We start from the raw sequence: 20,268 nt of genomic DNA on the forward strand, positions 1-20,268 counted from the left end.
GATTTGCCTGCGGGCCGCTGCAGATACTATGCAATTCAAACTTATAAAGTTGGGTAAACGGTTATGGTTCTGTAAACGTTAAGCCAGTATCTCATCACTACGGGTGCGAAATGAAGCGCTTTATTACGGGCGAAGACCGCGGACAAGGCACGCTGCTACCCGAACACCTGGAGGACTACGTGGCCGAGGATAATCCGGTTCGTGTAGTCGATGTGTTCGTCGACGAGCTTGATCTTGCCACCCTGGGTTTTGCTCGGGTGGCGCCAGCGAAGAAGGGCCGACCGGCTTACCATCCGGCCGTGTTGCTAAAGCTCTACATCTACGGTTACCTCAACCGCATTCAGTCGAGCCGGCGGCTTGAGCGTGAGGCGCAACGCAATGTCGAGTTGATGTGGCTGACGGGACGCCTGGCGCCAGACTTCAATACAATAGGGAACTTCCGGAAGGATAACGGCAAGGGCATCCGGAACGTCTGCCGGCAGTTTGTTGTTGTGTACCAGCAGCTCGATTTGTTCTGAGACGCGGTTGTCGCGATCGACGGCAGTAAATTCAAGGCAGTCAACAGCAGTGACCGCAATTTCACCGACGCCAAGCTCAAGCGCAGGATGGCGGAAATCGAGGCGAACATCAGCTGCTACCTGGCCGAACTCGACACCGCCGACCGGCAGGAACCGGCAGTTGCATAGTCCAAAAGCGCTCGTCTAAACGACAAGATCGCCGCGTTGAAATCGCAAATGGCGATGCTCAAGGAAATTGAAGCGAAGCTGGAAACAACAGGTGAACGCAGATTTCGCTCACCGACTCGGACTCGCGCTCGATGATGACGCGTGGCTCAGGCATTGTTGCCTATAACGTGCAAACTGCGGTCGAGGCCAAACATCATTTGATCGTTGAACACGAGGTAACCAATAACGGTAGCGACCGCGACCAATTGTCTGGCATGGCCAAGAAAGCCCGTGCTGCTATCGGCACGAAAACATTGACGGCAATTGCTGATCGCGGCTACTTCAAGGGCGAGGAAATCCTCGCTTGCCATGCTGCGGGCATTTCCTCCCTGGTGCCACCGACGAAAACCTCCGGGGCCAAGGCAGACGGTCGATTCGACAAGACCGACTTTTTCTACGATCCGCAAACGAACGAGTACCGCTGCCCGGCGGGCGAATCCCTGATTTGGCGCTTCGCGAGTGTCGAGAAAGGGATGAAGAACCACCGCTATTGGAGCTCGAACTGCAAAGGCTGTCCGCTCAAGAACCAGTGCACGCCGAGCACGCAGCGGCGAGTAACCCGCTGGGAACATCAGGACGTGCTCGATGCGATGCAGGGGCGTCTTGAACAGACGCCGGATGCCATGCGAATCAGGCGCTCGACGGTCGAGCACCCATATGCAACGATCAAGGCATGGATGGGAGCGACGCACTTCCTGACGAAAGGGCTGGAGCGTGTGAAGGCCGAGATGAGCCTGCACGTGCTTGCCTATAGCTTCAGGCGCTTGATGTCGCTGCTTGGCATGCAGGGAATGCTGGCAGCGATCAGGGCGTACGCCCGTATTTTGACGCTACAAGGCTTGCTCAAAGTTGTATTCCTGCTGGCCTTGCCGAAAATGTTAAAACGGAATTGCAACGCCGTGGGCAATGCAATGCACTTCAGGATTCGCTTTGATCCGTACAATTCGACGCGCAGTCCTTCGTTTTGAGTTTTTACACAGCCTGGGCCGATAGCGGAAGTTCGAACAGTGTACGGCAGCTGTTGCTTGTCTTGCAAAAAATGACTCTGTGTGAGCCATTTTTTCAATAACTGCATCAGAAATTTTTCACTAACTTGGCACAGTTTTCACGTTCTGTGTCATCCGACACGGCATCAACGATTCCGGGCAACCCGCCACACCGTGTTTGCCAGGTCATCCGCGACGATGAGCGCACCGCGCGGATCGACCGTCACGCCCACTGGCCGCCCGCGCGTCTTGCCATCGGCATCGCGGAAGCCCGTCACGAAATCGACCGGCTCACCTGAAGGTCGCCCATTCGCGAAGGGCACGAAGATTACTTTGTAACCCACGGGCCGGGCGCGATTCCAGCTGCCATGCTCGCCGACGAACACGCCGTCGGCATACTTGTCGCCCATCACCGGGGACGAGAAGCTCAGGCCCAGCGCAGCCACGTGCGAACCCAGGCTGTAGTCGGGCTTGATGGCGGCAGCGACCTTTTTCGGGTCCTGGGGCATGACGCGGGTGTCGACGTTCTGCCCCCAGTAGCTGTAGGGCCAGCCGTAGAACCCGCCTTCGCGCACCGAGGTGAGGTAATCCGGCACCAGGTCCGGTCCAAGTTCGTCGCGTTCATTCACCACTGTCCAGAGCTGTCCGGTTCCCGGCTGCATCGCCAGGGCGGTCGGATTGCGCAGGCCCGTGGCATACGGCTTGTGGGCGCCCGTCGCGACATCGATTTGCCAGACCACGGCCCGGTCGAGCTCGGCTTCCATGCCGCGCTCGGTGATATTGCTGTTCGAGCCGATGCCGACGTAGACAAAGCGGCCGTCCGGGCTGATGGTCATCGCCTTGGTCCAGTGGTGGTTGATCTCGGAAGGCAGCTTGGCGATGCTGGTGGGCGGGCCGCCCGCCTTGGTCTGGCCTGCTTGGTAGTCGAAGCTGACCAGCTCGCCCTGGTTGGCGACGTACAGCTTGTTGTTGGCGAAGGCCAGGCCGTAAGGGGCATCGAGCTTGTCGGCGAACACGGTCTTGAGCTCGTACACGCCGTCGCCGTCGGCGTCGCGCAACAGGGTCAGGCGGTTGCCGCCCTTGACCTTTGTATTGCCCTTGGCCTTGATGTAGCCTGCGATGACGTCTTTGGGTTTGAGCTTGGCCGCCTTGCCGCCACGGCCTTCGGCCACCAGGATGTCGCCATTGGGCAGCACCAGGGTCTGGCGCGGGATAGCCAGGTCGGTGGCGATCGCGGTGACGGTGTACCCGCTTGGTACGGTCGGCTTTTGCTTGCCCCATTGCACCGGCTCGGCAATCTTCATGCTAGGCAGCAGGCCGCGCTGGGGAGCGGGCAGGGTGGGATTGGCGCCGCGTGCCTGCGTGCTGGCGCCCTTGTCGTTGCATGCGCCAAGCAGCAGCGCCGTGCCGAGTACAGTCAGTGCGCGGTATCGGTTCATGTCGGCGCTCCCGTACGCGTGGTAAGGCCCATCCAGGCCGTCATGCAGATCAGGAAGGTCACGACCACCGACAAGACCAGGCCGCCCGGCATGACCGCCCAGGCATCCTTGGCGTGCTGGAAGGCATTGATCAGCCCGAGCACCCAGGTCGCCAGCAGCAGCAGGAAATACACCAGCGGCGATCCCGCCTTGCGCTTTGACCGGACTAGATTGACCAGTGCAAACACCAGTGCAAGCCCGGAGAAGAGCAGGCCCCCGACGATCAGCCAGGATGCGAAATTACTCCATTGGATCTGATGGCTCTGGTCGTAGGCGATATCGCTCAGCAAGGCTCCTGAAAACAGGGGAACGGAGCCGGCAAGGAGGATCGCATGGAGCGGTCCGGGCGGGCTTCGGTAGTTCGGGCTGGCCGTTGCGGCAGTGGGCATGGGATTGTCCTTGATAATAGGTGATGGCTCCAACCTTATCGATAATGCAATGGTCATGTCGCATCGTTGATTCACGCGCGTGGCGTCAGGGCAAAATGGGCGAATTCAATTGAGGCGTATGATCGTTCCCAAGGCTGTCAGTTGGAAGACAGTTCTATTGCTTAAGGAGAATATTATGCGCATATTGTCGTTGACGGCGGCGACCGCACTCTGCCTGCTGGGGTGTGCAAGCCCACAGGAACGAGCACTGCAGCAGCAGGCTGAGATGGAGCAGATGATGGCGGAATACGGACCGGCCTGCACACAGCTGGGCTATGCGATGAACTCGGATCCATGGCGGGATTGTGTTCTTCAGTCGGAGATGCGTAGCGGAGGCCGGCGTGGGGGCGTGTCGACGTCGATCTTTGGCGGTTGGGGCAGCGGGGGCCGCGGTTCCGGCATCGGTATCGGCTTCGGGATAGGGCGCTAGCGACCATTGGTTAGCCTGTGTGCGACTATGTCGGCATGAAAAAAGGCTGGAACCTGTATGGTTCCCACCCCTTTTCGTCATTACAGGCCTGCGTGAACGGGCCCCAGGCAATTACGCGAACGGCAGGATGCGGCCGTGCTCGTAGTAGTCGACGTCGATCGGGGTGTCGATGCGAAGCAGCACTTGCCATTGCTGCGACTGGCCGTTTTTACAGTGTAGAGACGCGAACACCGGGCTGCAGGCATTGGCGTTCGAACTGGGCAGAGAGGTAAGGCGGGTCAGCTTTCTTGCTGCCTGCCTACTGGTTCAAGGAGTACGACTCGCCAGTAAGCTGCGGATTTCCGGCATCAGGCGGTCGAAGAACACTGGCTTGCGCAAGAAAACCTCGTAACTCGGACTGTCGAGATCGTGCCGCTCGGGCGCGCCGCTCATCAGGATGATCGGCGTGTTCCGGGTGCTCGGCCGGGCCTTGACCTGCACCGATAACTCGACGCCGTCCATATGCGGCATCATGCAGTCGGAAATGATCAGATCGGGCGTCCTGCTCGCAAGGAGCTCAATTGCCTGCAACGCGTTGTTAGCCGTGATGACCTCGAATCCCTCAAAGCCGAGGTACAAGGCATAGGTCTCAGTGATGTCCACTTCATCATCGACCACCAGGATCAGGGGTTTGCTATTCACGTTCGTCCCCATCCTCAACCGACGTTTCCGTCGGGTTCGGGCTCGCTGAAGTTCGCTTGGGACGTCAGGCCACCAACGGCCATTCCTTCGCCCGAAATCGTCATGATGCGGTTCGCCCCGTCGTATTCGTTCTCGCGCAGCTTCATGACCGAGATGCGGCGATGGTTGATATCGCCTACCGCGAAGTACTCCAGCAACATGATGTTCTCGTAGAGCATGGATGAAGAAGCTTCTGCCGCTGGCGAGCCCTTCTTGAAGTAGTGCAGCTGTTCGGTCACGTAGACCGTGACCCCTTGCCGCCTGAGTTCATTGCTCAGTGCCACGAAGAACGCGCGCGAACGTTCCGGATGCATGATCAGGTTGTCCAGCCCTTCCATGCCGTCGATGAACAAGCGCTTGACCTTGTGCGTGCGGATGCAGTCAAGCATGCGCGTCGCCAGGTCGTCGACCAGGATTTCCAGCGGCAGCTGCCACATCATCTGCAGCTTGCCGCTGTCCACATGCGGCTGCAGTTCGATCGAGATCTTGCGAGCTTTATGCACCAGGGTCTCGGGCGACTCGTGGAAGCCAACGATGAGGCAGCTTTCGTTAGCCGCGAGACCGGCGCCGATAAAATGCAGGCCCATCATCGTCTTGCCTACGCCTGGACTGCCAAGCAGGCAAGTGATCGAGCCCGCAACCACGCCTCCGCCAATGCGTTCGTCCCAGCTCGGAATGCCCACGCTCAAGCGACCCGTCGCGGCAGGCGGTGCCTGGGCATGTGTTGCCAATGCCTCGAAGCGCGGGTACACACGCACGCCTTCGCTGCCCATCTCGAACACATGCTTGCCCAGCAACTGTTTGGCGCCACGGATTTTAAAGACCTGCAACTCGCGGATCACGTTCAGACCCTGGCTGAATTGCCCGAGCTCGATCACGCCATCGACCAGCGTGTTTTCGATGTCGGTAATATTGCCCTCGACCGGCGAGAGCAGGAAGGTGGTGCAGGCCATCGATGAGACCAGCGAATTAAGCGAGTGCATGAACTCAGCCAGTGCAAGATCAGTGGCGCTCGAATTGCGTATTGACCGGAATCCGTCGATGATCAGGATGTGGGGCCGCTCTTCCGACAAGGTTGCGACGATCAGCTGCAGGAGCCCGCCCAGGCCACCTTTGACGAGGCTTGCATATGCTGAAAAAAATATGATTTCCTTGCCGACCAGTCCTTCATCGAAAAAACTGAAGTTGGAGAAGTGGTTGATCATCTTGGCATGCGACTCGCCAAGCAGGGTCATCACCACCACCTTCTTGCCCTGCTGCGCATGGTTGAAACCGACCTGGCAGGCCAGGGTGGTTTTCCCTCTGCCGGCCAAGCCCTGGATGAGGTAAAGATGCCCGGCCGGCAGTCCTCCACCGAGTACGGCATCAAGCCCGGCCACACCGGTTTGCAGCAAGGGCTGCGAGCCATGTGGCGTGTCGTTTTCTATATCTGCAAACATAATTTCTTCATAGCGATTGTCGGCTGGGCGGGATCGCCGTGCGCAAATCTCGGGTTATTAAGCGGACAAGGAGTAAAAGGCAAGCCGCATTAGCGGCCGCGCACATAAACAGGCGCAGCACTGTATGGACTCTCGATTCAATCACCGGAACGGGTCTGTTGAGGACAGATGGCGCAAGCAGGCTGCAATGAAAGGACAGGTGATCAGTCATCGCTCCTGCGATGCGGTATCACACGTGGTATGCGTACCGAGAAAATTACCCCATCCGCCTCGCTCGACGTCACGGAAACCTCACCTTTGTGGGCTGCGACAATCTCCTTAACCACGTAAAGACCTAATCCCAGATTTTGCGCCCCAGCCCTGACCCGCTCGTTTGAAGGACGTATGGCAAAACGCTTTACAGGATCGAAGAGTGTCCGCAATTTAGCCGGCGGGATGACATCGCCGTCGTTTTTCACCTGGTAGACCACCTCATCGGCAAGACCGAGTATCGAAACCTTGACGACACTTTCCGGCTTGCCGTGCTGGAGGGCGTTGGATATCAGATTCGCAAAGACTTGAGAAATGCGATCTCCATCCCACACGCCGGTCAGGTCGCCTTCGACCAGCAACTCGATCTTGCGGTCTGGATGGAAGGTGTTGGCCTCTTCAACCACGCCATGACAGATTTGCAACAAGTCGACCGTAATGGGATCAACCGGTATGCCGTCGCCGAGGTGCGATGTCGAGAAATCAAGCAGGTCCCGGACGATTGCATCCATCCGTTTCGTGCTGTTGAAAATTCGGAGAGCTACCTTGAGCGCCTGCGATGGAAGCGTCTGGTCCTGCAGCAGTACCTGGGCACCCATGCTGACCGCGCCGAGCGGGCTGCGGACATCATGGCCGAGAATCGCCAGGAAGAGGTTTTGCGCTTCACGCAACATCTGTGCATATCGCGCCATTGACTCGGTCTGCGCCTGGTCGATTGCCTCATTGAAGCGAATCATGTCCTGAATATCGCCGGCGGTGGTGATCTCGGCCTGGCCCGCCCAAAGGCGCAGCACGCTCGAGCGAAGGGCGCGGTACTCGGCCATCACCTGTTCACCTGTAAAGCCGATGGAGACCCGGCCAGCCCCGTGGATCTCGGCTGCGGTATCATCCGCCGCTTGCGGCCCGAGGCCTTTGGATTTGGCAATGCTCTCGCGTTCGCACTGGGGAATGTCGAGGTCGGCCGCGATGACCTTCAAGACCGCCGCAGCATGATCACGCAATTCTTTTTTGTTTGCATCGACCAGCGGTTCGATCGTCGAAGCGAAATCTTCCCACTCCTGCAGGATGCACTCGAGCTCGGACAGAATGAAAGTCGATAACCTCATGGATTCCCTTTTCTGTTCGGCTCGGCGTTGCCGTGATTTGCCAGCAACCTGCGTACTTCGAGCAGAAGAACTTCGGCTAGAAACGGTTTGCGCAGAAATCCGTCATAGCTTTCGCCCGGAGCAACATCGCACTTTAACGAACTACTCATCAATAAAACTGGAAACTGGCGATCCGCAGGCCTGGCCCTGATTTCTTCACTCAACTGCAGTCCCCCGATATCGGGCATGACGCAGTCGGAGATGAGAAGATCCGGCTGCGCTTCAAGGATCTTTCTCAGGGCTTCGGCACCATTGGATACCACGCTCACGGCATACCCATGCGCTTCCAGCATGACCGAACAGTTCTCTGCAAAATCAACATCATCATCTGCTATTAAAATCATCACCATCTCCTTGTAGGCCGTTTATTTGTCACCGAACGGTCCACGGGAATCGGTAAAGGGCTAAAGGCTCTCCCATCCTGAAAGTATGAGGAGGTGCTTCCATGGTATCCGTGCGCCAGGCCACACATAGGCTGGCTCATTGCGAGGAAATGCAAAAAAGGCCGAACCCGCCAGGGTTCGGCCTTTTTTTTGTCGAGGAGCCCGCTTGCGCGGGCCCCGGCAATTACGCAGCCAGCAGCTGGCGCAGCACGAACGGCAGGATGCCGCCATGCTTGTAGTAGTCGACTTCGATCGGAGTGTCGATACGCAGCAGCACTTGCACGTCCTGCGACGAACCGTCTTCACGGTGGATCACGAGGGTCGCCAGTTGTTGCGGCTTGATCTCGCCTTCAAGGCCTTTCAGGTCGTAGGTTTCCTTACCGGTGATGCCCAGGGTCTCGACGCTGTCGGTACCGATGAACTGCAGCGGCAGCACACCCATGCCGACCAGGTTCGAGCGGTGGATGCGTTCGTACGAACGCACGATCACGGCCTTCACGCCCAGCAGCTGGGTGCCTTTGGCTGCCCAGTCGCGCGACGAGCCGGTGCCGTATTCTTCGCCGCCGAAGATCATGGTCGGGGTACCTTGCGCCACGTACTTCATGGCCGCGTCATAGATCGACAGCTGTTCGCCGGTCGGCTGGTGGATGGTGATGCCGCCTTCGACTGCCGAACCGTCAGGCTTGGCCGGGATCATCTTGTTCTTGATGCGCACGTTGGCGAACGTACCGCGCATCATGATCTCGTGGTTGCCGCGGCGCGAACCGTAGGAGTTGAAGTCGGCCTTCAGGACGCCGTGCGCCTTGAGCCACTGGCCCGCAGGACCGTCTTCCTTGATCGAACCGGCCGGGGAGATGTGGTCGGTGGTGATCGAGTCGCCGAACACGCCCAGTGCGCGCGCGCCCTGGATGCCGGTGGCGGCAAGCTTCGGAGTCATCTCGAAGTCTGAGAAGAACGGTGGTTCGGCAATATAGGTTGACTCTGGCCAGTTGTAGACCTGGCCTTCGGTCGTCGAGACGCGCTCCCACAGTTCGCCCGGGTTGCCCTTGACGTCCGCGTAATTCTTCTTGAAGACTTCCGAGTTCATCGCGAAGCGCATCAGTTCGCCGATTTCCTGCGAGGTCGGCCAGATGTCGCCCAGGTAGACGTCGACGCCATTGGTGTCCTTGCCGACTGGTTCGGTCATCAGGTCCTTCGTCATGTTGCCGGCGATCGCATAGGCGACGACCAGCGGAGGCGAGGCCAGGAAGTTCGAGCGGATGTTCGGGTGGATGCGCGCTTCGAAGTTGCGGTTGCCCGACAGGACAGCCGAGGCGACGATGTCGTTCTCGATGATCGCGGCGTTCAGTTCCGGGGTCAGGTCGCCGGCGTTACCGATGCAGGTGGTGCAGCCGTAGGCGGTCACGCCGAAGCCCAGCTTGTCCAGGTAAGGCAGCAGGCCGGCGGCGGTCAGGTATTCGGTGACCACGCGCGAGCCAGGGGCCAGCGAGGACTTGATGTGCGGTGCCACGGTCAGGCCGCGCTCGACGGCCTTCTTGGCCAGCAGGCCGGCGGCCAGCAGCACGCTCGGGTTCGAGGTGTTGGTGCACGAGGTGATCGCGGCGATCAGGACGTCGCCGTTCTTTACGCGCACGCCGTTGGTGGTCTCGTACAGCTTGTGCAGGTCGTCCGGGTTCTTGTTGAAGCCATTCGCGGTGGTTGGCTTGCTGAACAGGTCGGCGAAGGTGTTCTTCACGTTGCCCAGTTCGATACGGTCCTGCGGGCGCTTCGGGCCGGCCAGCGACGGGGTCACGGTCGACAGGTCCAGTTCGATCACGCGGGTGTAGTCGATCTCGCCTTCCTGCGGGATGCCGAACATGCCCTGGGCCTTGTAGTAGCCTTCGAAAGCAGCCAGTTCTTCTTCGGTACGGCCGGTGCCGCGGAAGTAATCGACAGTGGCTTCGTCCACAGGGAAGAAGCCCATGGTCGCGCCGTATTCCGGGGCCATGTTGGCGATGGTCGCGCGGTCGGTGGTCGACAGCGAACGGGTGCCGGCGCCGAAGAACTCGACGAACTTGCCGACGACTTTCTCGCGGCGCAGCATTTCGGTGACGGTCAGCACCAGGTCGGTCGCGGTGCAGCCTTCGCGCAGCTTGCCCTTCAGGTTCACGCCGATGACGTCCGGGGTCAGGAAATAGACCGGCTGGCCCAGCATGCCGGCTTCGGCTTCGATGCCGCCCACGCCCCAGCCGACGACGCCGACGCCGTTGATCATGGTGGTGTGCGAGTCGGTGCCGACCAGGGTGTCAGGGTAGAACACTTCGCCCTGCTTCATGACGCCGCGCGCCAGGTATTCCAGGTTGACCTGGTGGACGATGCCGAAGCCCGGCGGCACGACGCCGAAGGTGTCGAATGCCTGCATGCCCCATTTCATGAACTGGTAGCGCTCGTTATTGCGCTGGAATTCCAGTTTCATGTTCAGGTCGAGCGCGTTCGGCTCGCGGAAGTGGTCGATGGTGACCGAGTGGTCGACCACCAGGTCGACCGGCACCAGCGGCTCGATCTTCTTGGCGTCCACGCCCATCTTGTTGGCGACGTTGCGCATCGCGGCCAGGTCGGCCAGCAGCGGCACGCCGGTGAAGTCCTGCAGCACCACGCGCGCCACGACGAAAGGAATCTCGTCGGTACGCTCGGCGGTGGCCTTCCAGTTGGCGACCTGGTTGATGTGCTCTTCGGTGACCTTCTTGCCGTCGCAATTACGCAGCACGGATTCCAGGACGATACGGATCGACACCGGCAGGCGCGACAGGTTCACACCGAGGGCTTCGCCCAGCGCCGGCAGCGAGTAGTACTGGCCGGCCTGGCCGGCGCCGACCGGGAATTCCTTCAGTGTGTTCAGGGTGTTGCGAGACATATGCTCTCCTTCAGTGGGATATTGTTATTCAAACCCGTTATTGCAACCAGGGATCCGGGGCTTGCGGCCGTGGATCAGCTTTTCTTTTCAACAGGCAGGGCGACCGTGACCGGCTCCGACTGCTTGGCGTTCTTGCATTCGTTGGCCAGCTGGCGGTTCAGGCGCGAGTCCAGCAGGATGCCCTTGGACGGGATGCCGATCCAGATCAGGCCCCAGTACGCGTTCTCGAAGCGCAGCGCGCCGGTGGTGGTGCCCACGCGGCTCAGGCGGTGCACCCGCTTTTTCCAGCGCAGCGCAATGTTGGCCGGGTCGTTCTCGTTGGTGTAGATCGTGACCTTGTTATTGAGCTCGCAGGCGTACTCGACGGTGACCGTGTCGGTGATGTCCGGTTCGGTCTCCTCGTGAGCGTCGTAGACGGCGGCAGCGCGCACCGACGCGTCGGCAGCTTCGGACTTCGCGGACTTGCTGGTTTTGCCCTTGGATTTCGCCTCGGCCCTGGCCTTGGCTTTCAGGACCGCTTCGGCTTTCGGATGCGTCTCGGTGGTTTTGGTGGTTGCCGCAGTCGCGTTTGCGCACATGCTGCTCGCGGCCAGCGCAAATGCGCAGGCGGCGAGGAATTGGGGGAGTGGGGTGGCCATCAGTTGGAATCCGTGTAGTTGACGATTGCGGCAGCGGCTTCCGGCAGCGCAAGGCCAGCCAGCTTCGCGCGCTGTAGAACGGTCCAATAATATCGGTAGCTTGCACGGTCGTGCAAGCGCCCATGTTGCGCGATCGGTCCCCACCCGGCGTTCATCGCCTCGGTGAGGATATTGGTCGCTTCGTTGACTTCGGACAGGCGCGGCGTGAAGGCCTTGAGGATCGGCTTGACCTGGCCGGGGTGGATGCTCCACATCCGGGTGAAGCCGAATTCGGCGGCGGCGCGCTGGGCGTCGTTGGCGACCGTGGCGCTGTCCTTGATGTCGGTGGTGACGTTGTGCGAGGCCACCTTGCCGTGGGCATGGCAGGCCGCGACCATCTCGAGCTTGGCGCGCACCACCAGCGGATGGGTGAACTGGCCCGGGGTGCGCATGGCGCTGGCCGGCACCGCGCCGTAATGGGCCGAGACGAAATCCATGATGCCGAACGACAGGCATTCGACCTGGGGCAGGGCGGCGATGTCGTAGGCTTCGCGCAGGGCGCCGTGGGTTTCGATCAGCACATGCACCCGAAGGTCAGCGCGGCCGGCCTTGGCGGCATGCTGGTTGACCAGGTCGATCGCGCGGATGACTTCCGCGGCGCTGTCCACCTTGGGCAGCACCACATAAGCCAGGCGCCCGCCTGCGCCGCCGACGATGGTGGCGACGTCGTGTGCGAAGTGCGCGCTCTTGGGGTCGTGCAGGCGCGCGCCGATGCGGTTGAAGCGGTTGTCCTCGCTGTTGACGAGGACCGTGACAAGCGCGGCGTGCTCGCTTTCGCTGCCGGCGGCGGCGCCGTCTTCACAGTCGAAGGTGATGTCGAACAGAGGGCCAAGCTCTTGTTGCAAGGCCATCGACTTGCGCATCAACTTCTCCGAACCGGCGTAGTGATCGCAGGCGGGAAGCAGGAGCGGCTGGCGTTTGCCCTGGAATAAAACCTCGGAAGGATGCATGTGTTTGTCGCTGGAAGCAGAAGCAGCCGTGCCGCCTGGGGTGGCGGCACGGCGGGTGCGGCGGACGGGAGGCTTGTCAGGCTCCATCTGCCGCGTGAAACTCAGGCCAGCAGGTGCGCCACGCCTTCACGTTCCTCGGTCAGTTCCTTGAGGGTGAGGTCGATGCGCTCTTGCGAGAAGGCGTCGATCTCCAGGCCCTGGACGATCTTGTATTCGCCGTTTTCGATGGTGACCGGGAAGCCGAACATGGTGTCCTTCGGGATGTTGTACGAACCGTCCGACGGGATGCCCATCGTGGTCCACTTGCCGCCCGTGCCGACGTGCCAGTCGTGCATGTGGTCGATGGCGGCGTTGGCAGCGGAGGCTGCCGACGACAGGCCGCGCGCTTCGATGATGGCGGCGCCGCGCTTGCCGACGGTCGGCAGGAAGGTGTCGCGGTTCCAGGCGTCGTCGTTGATCATGTCCTTGACCGATGCGCCGTCGATGGTGGCGAAGCGGTAGTCGGCGTACATGGTCGGCGAGTGGTTGCCCCACACGGCCAGCTTCTCGATCGAGGCGACTGGTTTGCCGGTCTTGGCGGCGACTTGCGACAGGGCGCGGTTGTGGTCCAGGCGCAGCATGGCGGTGAAGTTCTTGGCCGGCAGGCCAGGAGCCGACTTCATGGCGATGTAGGCGTTGGTGTTGGCCGGGTTGCCGACCACCAGCACCTTGACGTTGCGCGAAGCGACGGCGTCGAGCGCCTTGCCCTGCACGGTGAAGATCTGGGCATTGGCTTCCAGCAGGTCCTTGCGTTCCATGCCAGGGCCGCGTGGACGCGCGCCGACCAGCAGGGCGAAGTCGACATCCTTGAAGGCGGTCATCGGGTCGGCGTGGGCGGTCATGCCGGCCAGCAGCGGGAATGCGCAGTCGTCGATTTCCATCATGACGCCCTTGAGCGCCTTCTGTGCCTTCTCGTTGTCGATCTCGAGCAGCTGAAGGATGACCGGCTGGTCCTTGCCCAGCATGTCGCCGTTGGCGATGCGGAACAGCAGGGAATAGCCGATCTGGCCGGCCGCGCCGGTGACGGCGACGCGCATTGGGGTTTTAGCCATGATGAATCTCCAAAGTGGGAAAGAAAACAGTAGAGCAGAGGATGCGAATTCGGGAAAACAGCAATGATACCAAAAGCGGCACCTGTCAATTGGATATCGCGCGCGCGCCTGAGCGGACGCACGGAGGTCCAGCCGACCGCGAGTTTATTCCTCGGCTATTCGATCTGTCAATTCATATCATATGTCTTATATAAGACACATGTCTCGACCGCTATGCACTGGACGTACGTGTCCGTTTATGGTGAAATCGCGGTCTATGAACCCCCTTCCGAACCAGGCCGGTGATGCCGCAAGCGTCGCACACGCCAGCCAGTCCCCGTCGTTCCGCCCGTTGTACCAGCAGATCAAGGCCTTGATCACCCAGAGCCTGCAATCGGGCGAGTGGAAGCCGGGCGAGCTGATGCCGAGCGAGGTCGAGCTGGCCGGGCGGTTCAAGGTCAGCCAGGGCACGGTGCGCAAGGCCATCGACGAGCTGGCCGCCGAACACCTGGTCGTGCGCCGGCAGGGCAAGGGCACCTTCGTTGCCACCCATGCCGAGGAGCGTGCCCACTTCCGCTTCCTGCGCCTGATGCCCGACGAGGGCGTACCCCACCATCCCGACAACCGCGTGCTCGAGGTCAGGCGTATCCGCGCTCCGGCCGAGGTCGCGCGCCTGCTCGAACTGAAATCGGGCGATGCGGTCGTGTATATCAAGCGGGTGCAGTCTTTTGACGGCCAGCCGACCATCCTCGAGGAGCTGTGGCTGCCGGGGCAGCTGTTCAAGGGCCTGACGGCGGAGCGCCTGGTGGAATACAAGGGGCCGATGTACGGCCTGTTCGAGACCGAATTCGGCACGCGCATGATCCGCGCCACCGAACGGATCCGTGCGGTGGCGGCCGATGCCGCGGCCAGCGAGCATTTAGGCGTGGCCGAGGGCACGCCGCTGCTGTGCGCCGAGCGGGTGTCGTTTACCTATGGCGACAAGGCGGTGGAGCTGCGCAAGGGGATTTACTCGACGGTGAATCACCATTACCAGAACGAATTGTCTTAAGAGTTACACCGTAGGGTGGGCGGGGTGATTTCGGGCAATGCGCGGAATGACAAACGCCCGCGCGTTCACATTACGTGTCATGACACGTGCCGTGGTCAATCACACCGGCGTTGAACGCGCGGGCGGCGAAGCCGCCCACCCTACGAGGGGCCAGACCCTGCAGGGATCGCATGAAGCGATTAAAATATGTTGGTTTTGGGTAAGCGACGGACTGACCCGGTTCGCCGCACTGATGTACCGGTCATCTTCGCTGATGCTTGGTGCCCGGGCACAAAATCGGCGAAAATGAAGGGTTCATTGAAAAACTGTCGTCATAAGGGAGGTGTTACATGTCCGAAGCCGTGAGAGAAGCTGCAAAAAAAGGGCGGCCGGAGTTCCGCAATATTGGCATTGGAGATATTACGGGTAAATATCGCATGCCGCCATCGGCCATCGTGTCGATCCTGCACCGCATCAGCGGCGCCGCATTGTTCCTGATGCTGCCGTTCCTGCTGTACCTGCTGCAGGAGAGCCTGCGTTCCGAGATCTCGTTTGCCCACTTTGCGGGCATCGTCGATAACGTGTTCGTCAAGATCATCCTGCTGGGCCTGTCGTGGGCTTACCTGCACCACTTCATCGCCGGCGTTCGCCACCTGTTCATGGACAACCACTTTGCCCTGGACAAGGACGCCGCACAATCGACCGCACGCTGGGTGCTGGGCATCGGCCTGGTGCTGACTGCCCTGGTCGGCCTGAAAATGTTCGGAGTGTTTTAATCATGGCAACCAAGAATAATATCGGACCGCGCCGCCTCGTCGTCGGCGCCCACTACGGCGTGAAAGACTGGCTGGCGCAGCGCGTCACCGCCATCGTCATGGCCGTCTATACCATCGTGCTGCTGGTCTCCTTCCTGACCGCGCAGGACTTCTCCTATGAAGGCTGGGCCGGGCTGTTCTCGAAACAGTGGTTCAAGCTGTTCTCGCTGGTGACTTTCCTCGGCCTGTTCTATCACGCCTGGGTCGGCATCCGCGACATCTGGATGGACTACATCAAATCGGCAGGCCTGCGCCTGTTGCTGCAACTGGCGACCATCTTCTTCCTGCTCGCCTGTGCTGCGTGGACTGTGCAAATTCTCTGGAGCGTGTAATCGTGGCAGCAATCAAAACTGCAATCCCGACCCGTCGTTTTGACGCGGTCATCGTTGGCGCCGGCGGTTCCGGCATGCGTGCGTCGCTGCAGCTGGCTGAAGCCGGCCTGAACGTCGCGGTGCTGTCGAAAGTGTTCCCGACCCGTTCGCACACCGTCGCGGCCCAGGGCGGCATCGGCGCGTCGCTGGGCAACATGAGCGAAGACGACTGGTACTGGCACATGTTCGACACCGTCAAGGGCGGCGACTACCTGGGCGACCAGGATGCGATCGAATTCATGTGCCGCGAAGCCCCGAAGGTCGTGTACGAACTCGAACACTTCGGCATGCCCTTCGACCGCAACCCGGACGGCACGATTTACCAGCGCCCGTTCGGCGGCCACACCGCCAACTTCGGCGAGAAGCCGGTGCAGCGCGCCTGCGCCGCTGCCGACCGTACCGGCCACGCGCTGCTGCACACGCTGTACCAGCGTAACGTCCGTGCGCGCACCCACTTCTTCGTGGAGTGGATGGCCCTCGATATCATCCGCGACGCCGAAGGCGACGTGGTCGGCGTGCTGGCCCTTGAAATGGAAACCGGCGACACCATGATCCTGGAAGCGAAGACCACCATCTTCGCCACCGGCGGTGCCGGCCGCATCTTCGCCGCATCGACCAACGCCTTCATCAACACCGGCGACGGCATGGGCATGGCGGCGCGTGCCGGCCTGCCGCTGCAAGACATGGAGTTCTGGCAGTTCCACCCGACCGGCGTGTCCGGCGCGGGCGTCCTGATCACCGAGGGCGTTCGCGGCGAGGGCGGTATCCTGATTAACAGCAACGGCGAACGCTTCATGGAGCGCTATGCGCCGACCCTGAAAGACCTGGCGCCGCGCGACTTCGTCTCGCGCTCGATGGACCAGGAGATCAAGGAAGGCCGCGGCTGCGGTCCGAACAAGGACCACGTCCTGCTGGACCTGCGCCACATCGGCGCCGACACCATCAAGAAGCGCCTGCCGTCGATTCTGGAAATCGGCCACAAGTTCGCCAACGTCGATGCGACCAAGGAAGCGATTCCGGTCGTCCCGACCATCCACTACCAGATGGGCGGCATCCCGACCAACATCCACGGCCAGGTGGTCGCACCTGACGGCATGGGGAACCAGAAGATCGTCAACGGCCTCTACGCCATCGGCGAGTGCGCCTGCGTGTCGGTGCACGGCGCCAACCGCCTCGGCACCAACTCGCTGCTCGATTTGCTGGTGTTCGGCCGCGCGGCCGGCAACCATGTCGTCGCCTCGAACCTGAAGCAGAAGCTGAACAAGCCGCTGCCAGCCGACGCCGCCGACATCGCGCTGGAGCGCATGAACCGCCTCGAGACCTCGACCGGCGGCGAAAAGGTCCAGCACGTCGCCAATGACATCCGCGCCACGATGCAGAAATACTGCGGCGTGTTCCGTACCGACGCGCTGCTGAACCAGGGCGTGGAAGAGATCATGAAGCTGGACGAGCGCCGCAAGCACGTGTCGTTCCAGGACAAGTCGAAGGTGTTCAACACCGCCCGCGTGGAAGCGCTGGAACTGGACAACCTGATCGAGACCGCGAAGGCGACCATCGTGTCGGCCGCGGCGCGCAAGGAATCGCGCGGCGCCCACGCCCACAGCGACTACGAAAAGCGCGACGACGACAACTGGATGAAGCACACCCTGTGGTTCTCGGACAGCAACCGTCTCGAGTACAAGGCCGTGATCCAGAAGCCGCTGACCGTCGATACCTTCAAGCCGAAGGCCCGTACTTTCTAATATTGCATGGCCGGGGATTTCCCCGGCCTGGATGAACAGGTAAAACAACATGGCACGCACCGTCCAACTGAAGATCTACCGCTACGATCCTGACAAGGATGCGAAGCCTTACATGCAAGACGTCACCGTCGAGCTGCAAGACACCGACAAGATGCTGCTCGACGCGCTCCAGCGCATCAAGTCCGACGTCGACGACTCGCTCGCGCTGCGCCGCTCGTGCCGCGAAGGCGTGTGCGGTTCGGACGCGATGAACATCAACGGCAAGAACGGCCTGGCCTGCACCACCAACCTGAACGAGCTGACCCAGCCGATCGTGTTGCGCCCGCTGCCGGGCCTGCCGGTCATCCGCGACCTGATCGTGGACATGACCAACTTCTTCAAGCAGTACAACTCGATCAAGCCGTTCCTGATCAACGACTCGATCCGGCCGGAGAAGGAACGCCTGCAGTCGCCGGAAGAGCGCGAAGAGCTCGACGGCCTGTACGAGTGCATCCTGTGCGCCTGCTGCTCGACCTCGTGCCCGTCGTTCTGGTGGAACCCGGACAAGTTCGTCGGTCCGGCCGGCCTGCTGCAGGCCTACCGCTTCATCGCCGACTCGCGCGACGAAGCCACCAATGAGCGCCTGGACAACCTGGAAGACCCGTACCGCCTGTTCCGCTGCCACTCGATCATGAATTGCACGGACGTGTGCCCGAAGGGCCTGAATCCGAACAAGGCGATTGGCAAGATCAAGGAATTGCTGGTTCGCCGGGCGATTTAAGGTCGGCGTTTCAGTTCGCGGAGTTGATGTTGCGTCTCGATGTGCAAGCGTGCGTTGAGCGCGCGTACGGCTTAGCCGTACACCCTACGCAGGGTAGGCGGGGTAATTTCGGGCAGTGCCCGAAATGACGAACGCCCGCGCGTTCAAGTTACGCTCGCATCAGGCGCAATCACCGCACCACTTGCGGTATCCGTCGGTAATGATGCCGCAAATACCGTAAAAGTACCGTACTGCCGAAACCCGGCAGGCGGAGTATGATGTTGACCCAACAACGGACTCTAGTGTGAAAACGCATCAATCCGATCCTGCCAACCGTGCACGCCTGCGCTGGCGTTCGCGCCGCGGCTTGCTCGAGAACGATTTGATCCTCACGCGCTTCCTCGATGCGCATGAAGAAGCATTGAGCGACGAGGACGTCGATGCGCTGACCCGCCTGCTGGACCTGGCGGACAACCCGCTGATGGACCTGCTGCTGGCCCGCACCGAGCTGGAGGGCGAGGTCGACCAGCCGCACGTGCGCGCCCTGCTGGCGCGCCTGCGGCAAGCGTAAGCGGCCGGCATCGTCCGCGACAAGTTTCGTTTATTGTTTTTAGATCCACTCCCAAAGAAGGAAGTGCCATGAATATCTCTGATACCAAAGCCACCCTGTCGTTCTCCGACGGCAGCCCGTCGGTCGACATGCCGATCTACAAGGGCACGATCGGCCCGGATGTCATCGACATCCGCAAGCTGTACGGCCAGACCGGCAAGTTCACCTACGACCCTGGCTTCATGTCGACCGCCGCCTGTAACTCGAGCATCACCTACATCGACGGCGACAAGGGCGAGCTGCTGTACCGCGGCTACCCGATCGAACAGCTGGCCGAGAACTGCGACTTCCTGGAATCGTGCTACCTGCTGCTGAACGGCGAACTGCCGAACGCCGAGCAGAAGCAGAAGTTCACCGACACCGTCACCAAGCACACGATGGTGCACGAGCAGATGCAGTTCTTCTTCCGCGGCTTCCGCCGCGACGCGCACCCGATGTCGGTCCTGGTCGGCACCGTTGGCGCGCTGGCGTCGTTCTACCACGACTCGCTCGACATCAACGATGCCAAGCAGCGCGAGATCTCGGCGATCCGCCTGATCGCCAAGCTGCCGACCCTGGTCGCGATGGCCTACAAGTACTCGATCGGCCAGCCGTTCATGTACCCACGCAACGACCTGTCGTACAGCGCCAACTTCATGCACATGATGTTCGCCAACCCGTGCGAAGAGTACAAGGTCAACGACGTGCTGGTGCGCGCCCTCGACCGCATCCTGATCCTGCACGCGGACCACGAGCAGAACGCCTCGACCTCGACCGTCCGCCTGGCCGGTTCGTCGGGCGCGAACCCGTTCGCCTGTATCGCTGCCGGTATCGCCTGCCTGTGGGGCCCTGCCCACGGCGGCGCCAACGAAGCCGCACTGACCATGCTGAAAGAAATCGGCTCGGTCGAGAACATCCCTGCCTTCATCGAGAAGGTCAAGGACAAGAACTCGGGCGTCAAGCTGATGGGCTTCGGTCACCGCGTCTACAAGAACTTCGACCCACGTGCGAAACTGATGCGCGAAACCTGCCATGAAGTGCTGGAAGAGCTGGGCCTGCAGGAAGACCCGCTGTTCAAGCTGGCGATGGAACTGGAACGCATCGCGCTGAACGACGAATACTTCGTCTCGCGCAAGCTGTACCCGAACGTCGACTTCTACTCGGGCATCGTGCAGTCGGCCCTGGGCATCCCGGTCTCGCTGTTCACCGGCATCTTCGCGATGGCCCGCACCATCGGCTGGATCGCCCAGTGGAACGAAATGATCGCCGATCCGGAGCAGAAGATCGGCCGTCCACGCCAGCTGTTCGTGGGTTCGCCAGCGCGTGATGTGCCGGCGATTGACAAGCGTTAATTCACCGGTCGTAGCAAATGAAAGCGGACTTCGGTCCGCTTTTTTTTTGCCTGCTTC

At 60.9% G+C, this 20,268-nt stretch carries 18 protein-coding genes and 1 pseudogene; 9 read left to right on the plus strand and 10 right to left on the minus strand.

The annotated features are described in order from the left end of the window. Positions 1 to 110: 110 nt before the first annotated feature. Positions 111 to 1,537: pseudogene (locus AC56K1_RS00090) on the plus strand (IS1182 family transposase); the annotation flags it as partial. Between the two features lie 320 nt (positions 1,538 to 1,857). On the opposite strand, the gene AC56K1_RS00095 reads toward AC56K1_RS00090, so the two are convergent. Together AC56K1_RS00095 and AC56K1_RS00100 are read right to left on the minus strand one after the other, a co-directional pair. Further along, positions 1,858 to 3,150, minus strand: coding sequence for a PQQ-dependent sugar dehydrogenase (locus AC56K1_RS00095; protein ID WP_497155835.1), 1,293 nt, complete (start codon positions 3,148 to 3,150; stop codon positions 1,858 to 1,860). Then, positions 3,147 to 3,635 (minus strand): DUF2231 domain-containing protein, encoded by a 489-nt coding sequence (locus AC56K1_RS00100; protein WP_497155836.1) that lies wholly within the window; start codon positions 3,633 to 3,635, stop codon positions 3,147 to 3,149. Before AC56K1_RS00100 ends, AC56K1_RS00095 begins: the two co-directional genes overlap by 4 nt. 61 nt (positions 3,636 to 3,696) lie before the next feature. On the opposite strand from AC56K1_RS00100, the gene AC56K1_RS00105 reads away from it, so the two are divergent. Next, positions 3,697 to 4,047, plus strand: a complete 351-nt coding sequence (locus tag AC56K1_RS00105; protein ID WP_497155837.1) for a hypothetical protein — start codon at positions 3,697 to 3,699, stop codon at positions 4,045 to 4,047. A gap of 306 nt (positions 4,048 to 4,353) precedes the next feature. Here the strand turns inward: AC56K1_RS00105 and AC56K1_RS00110 are convergent, their stop codons facing one another. The 8 genes from AC56K1_RS00110 to AC56K1_RS00145 form a co-directional block, all read right to left on the minus strand. After that, the gene (locus AC56K1_RS00110) at positions 4,354 to 4,728 is read right to left on the minus strand and encodes a response regulator (RefSeq protein ID WP_497155838.1); all 375 of its coding nucleotides are present in this window, start codon (positions 4,726 to 4,728) and stop codon (positions 4,354 to 4,356) included. 14 nt (positions 4,729 to 4,742) lie between these two features. Continuing rightward, positions 4,743 to 6,206, minus strand: coding sequence for an ATPase domain-containing protein (locus tag AC56K1_RS00115; RefSeq protein ID WP_497155839.1), 1,464 nt, complete (start codon positions 6,204 to 6,206; stop codon positions 4,743 to 4,745). A 203-nt stretch (positions 6,207 to 6,409) separates the two neighbouring features. Further along, complete coding sequence (locus AC56K1_RS00120) at positions 6,410 to 7,561, minus strand: sensor histidine kinase (RefSeq protein WP_497155840.1); 1,152 nt, start codon at positions 7,559 to 7,561, stop codon at positions 6,410 to 6,412. Then, positions 7,558 to 7,944, minus strand: a complete 387-nt coding sequence (locus AC56K1_RS00125; RefSeq protein ID WP_497155841.1) for a response regulator — start codon at positions 7,942 to 7,944, stop codon at positions 7,558 to 7,560. Before AC56K1_RS00125 ends, AC56K1_RS00120 begins: the two co-directional genes overlap by 4 nt. A 223-nt stretch (positions 7,945 to 8,167) precedes the next feature. After that, entirely contained in the window at positions 8,168 to 10,876 is a 2,709-nt protein-coding gene (gene acnA, locus AC56K1_RS00130; protein ID WP_497155842.1) for an aconitate hydratase AcnA, read from the minus strand. A 74-nt stretch (positions 10,877 to 10,950) separates the two neighbouring features. Beyond that, positions 10,951 to 11,514 (minus strand): hypothetical protein, encoded by a 564-nt coding sequence (locus AC56K1_RS00135; protein ID WP_497155843.1) that lies wholly within the window; start codon positions 11,512 to 11,514, stop codon positions 10,951 to 10,953. Further along, positions 11,514 to 12,503: an HpcH/HpaI aldolase/citrate lyase family protein gene (locus AC56K1_RS00140; RefSeq protein WP_497155844.1), complete on the minus strand. Its 990-nt coding sequence runs from the start codon at positions 12,501 to 12,503 to the stop codon at positions 11,514 to 11,516. The genes AC56K1_RS00135 and AC56K1_RS00140 overlap by 1 nt, the downstream gene beginning before the upstream one ends. 101 nt (positions 12,504 to 12,604) lie before the next feature. Continuing rightward, entirely contained in the window at positions 12,605 to 13,594 is a 990-nt protein-coding gene (locus tag AC56K1_RS00145; RefSeq protein WP_497155845.1) for a malate dehydrogenase, read from the minus strand. A 256-nt stretch (positions 13,595 to 13,850) separates the two neighbouring features. Between AC56K1_RS00145 and AC56K1_RS00150 the strand changes: the two genes are divergently transcribed. From AC56K1_RS00150 to gltA, 7 genes are all read left to right on the plus strand, one after another. Then, the gene (locus AC56K1_RS00150) at positions 13,851 to 14,624 is read left to right on the plus strand and encodes a GntR family transcriptional regulator (RefSeq protein WP_497155846.1); all 774 of its coding nucleotides are present in this window, start codon (positions 13,851 to 13,853) and stop codon (positions 14,622 to 14,624) included. A 341-nt stretch (positions 14,625 to 14,965) separates the two neighbouring features. Next, positions 14,966 to 15,379 (plus strand): succinate dehydrogenase, cytochrome b556 subunit, encoded by a 414-nt coding sequence (gene sdhC, locus AC56K1_RS00155; protein WP_497156618.1) that lies wholly within the window; start codon positions 14,966 to 14,968, stop codon positions 15,377 to 15,379. Between the two features lie 2 nt (positions 15,380 to 15,381). Further along, on the plus strand, positions 15,382 to 15,750 hold the full coding sequence (gene sdhD / locus AC56K1_RS00160; RefSeq protein ID WP_497130315.1) for a succinate dehydrogenase, hydrophobic membrane anchor protein: 369 nt from the start codon (positions 15,382 to 15,384) through the stop codon (positions 15,748 to 15,750). 2 nt (positions 15,751 to 15,752) lie between these two features. After that, on the plus strand, positions 15,753 to 17,531 hold the full coding sequence (gene sdhA / locus AC56K1_RS00165) for a succinate dehydrogenase flavoprotein subunit (protein WP_497155847.1): 1,779 nt from the start codon (positions 15,753 to 15,755) through the stop codon (positions 17,529 to 17,531). A 49-nt stretch (positions 17,532 to 17,580) separates the two neighbouring features. Further along, entirely contained in the window at positions 17,581 to 18,291 is a 711-nt protein-coding gene (locus AC56K1_RS00170) for a succinate dehydrogenase iron-sulfur subunit (protein ID WP_259207986.1), read from the plus strand. Positions 18,292 to 18,574: 283 nt separating this feature from the next. Beyond that, on the plus strand, positions 18,575 to 18,841 hold the full coding sequence (locus tag AC56K1_RS00175) for an FAD assembly factor SdhE (protein WP_497155848.1): 267 nt from the start codon (positions 18,575 to 18,577) through the stop codon (positions 18,839 to 18,841). A gap of 68 nt (positions 18,842 to 18,909) precedes the next feature. Continuing rightward, complete coding sequence (gene gltA / locus AC56K1_RS00180) at positions 18,910 to 20,211, plus strand: citrate synthase (RefSeq protein WP_497155849.1); 1,302 nt, start codon at positions 18,910 to 18,912, stop codon at positions 20,209 to 20,211. Positions 20,212 to 20,268: the final 57 nt, after the last annotated feature.

It is taken from the genome of Telluria sp. ZB4P37 (assembly GCF_059685855.1).

What these genes read in the sequence shown, in the direction of transcription:
- AC56K1_RS00095 (WP_497155835.1), bottom strand. Translation starts at nt 3,150, where the DNA reads ATGAACCGATACCGCGCACTGACTGTACTCGGCACGGCGCTGCTGCTT.
- AC56K1_RS00100 (WP_497155836.1), bottom strand. Translation starts at nt 3,635, where the DNA reads ATGACCATTGCATTATCGATAAGGTTGGAGCCATCACCTATTATCAAG.
- AC56K1_RS00105 (WP_497155837.1), top strand. Translation starts at nt 3,697, where the DNA reads ATGATCGTTCCCAAGGCTGTCAGTTGGAAGACAGTTCTATTGCTTAAG.
- AC56K1_RS00115 (WP_497155839.1), bottom strand. Translation starts at nt 6,206, where the DNA reads ATGTTTGCAGATATAGAAAACGACACGCCACATGGCTCGCAGCCCTTG.
- AC56K1_RS00120 (WP_497155840.1), bottom strand. Translation starts at nt 7,561, where the DNA reads ATGAGGTTATCGACTTTCATTCTGTCCGAGCTCGAGTGCATCCTGCAG.
- AC56K1_RS00125 (WP_497155841.1), bottom strand. Translation starts at nt 7,944, where the DNA reads ATGATTTTAATAGCAGATGATGATGTTGATTTTGCAGAGAACTGTTCG.
- acnA (WP_497155842.1), bottom strand. Translation starts at nt 10,876, where the DNA reads ATGTCTCGCAACACCCTGAACACACTGAAGGAATTCCCGGTCGGCGCC.
- AC56K1_RS00135 (WP_497155843.1), bottom strand. Translation starts at nt 11,514, where the DNA reads ATGGCCACCCCACTCCCCCAATTCCTCGCCGCCTGCGCATTTGCGCTG.
- AC56K1_RS00140 (WP_497155844.1), bottom strand. Translation starts at nt 12,503, where the DNA reads ATGCATCCTTCCGAGGTTTTATTCCAGGGCAAACGCCAGCCGCTCCTG.
- AC56K1_RS00145 (WP_497155845.1), bottom strand. Translation starts at nt 13,594, where the DNA reads ATGGCTAAAACCCCAATGCGCGTCGCCGTCACCGGCGCGGCCGGCCAG.
- AC56K1_RS00150 (WP_497155846.1), top strand. Translation starts at nt 13,851, where the DNA reads ATGAACCCCCTTCCGAACCAGGCCGGTGATGCCGCAAGCGTCGCACAC.
- sdhD (WP_497130315.1), top strand. Translation starts at nt 15,382, where the DNA reads ATGGCAACCAAGAATAATATCGGACCGCGCCGCCTCGTCGTCGGCGCC.
- AC56K1_RS00170 (WP_259207986.1), top strand. Translation starts at nt 17,581, where the DNA reads ATGGCACGCACCGTCCAACTGAAGATCTACCGCTACGATCCTGACAAG.
- gltA (WP_497155849.1), top strand. Translation starts at nt 18,910, where the DNA reads ATGAATATCTCTGATACCAAAGCCACCCTGTCGTTCTCCGACGGCAGC.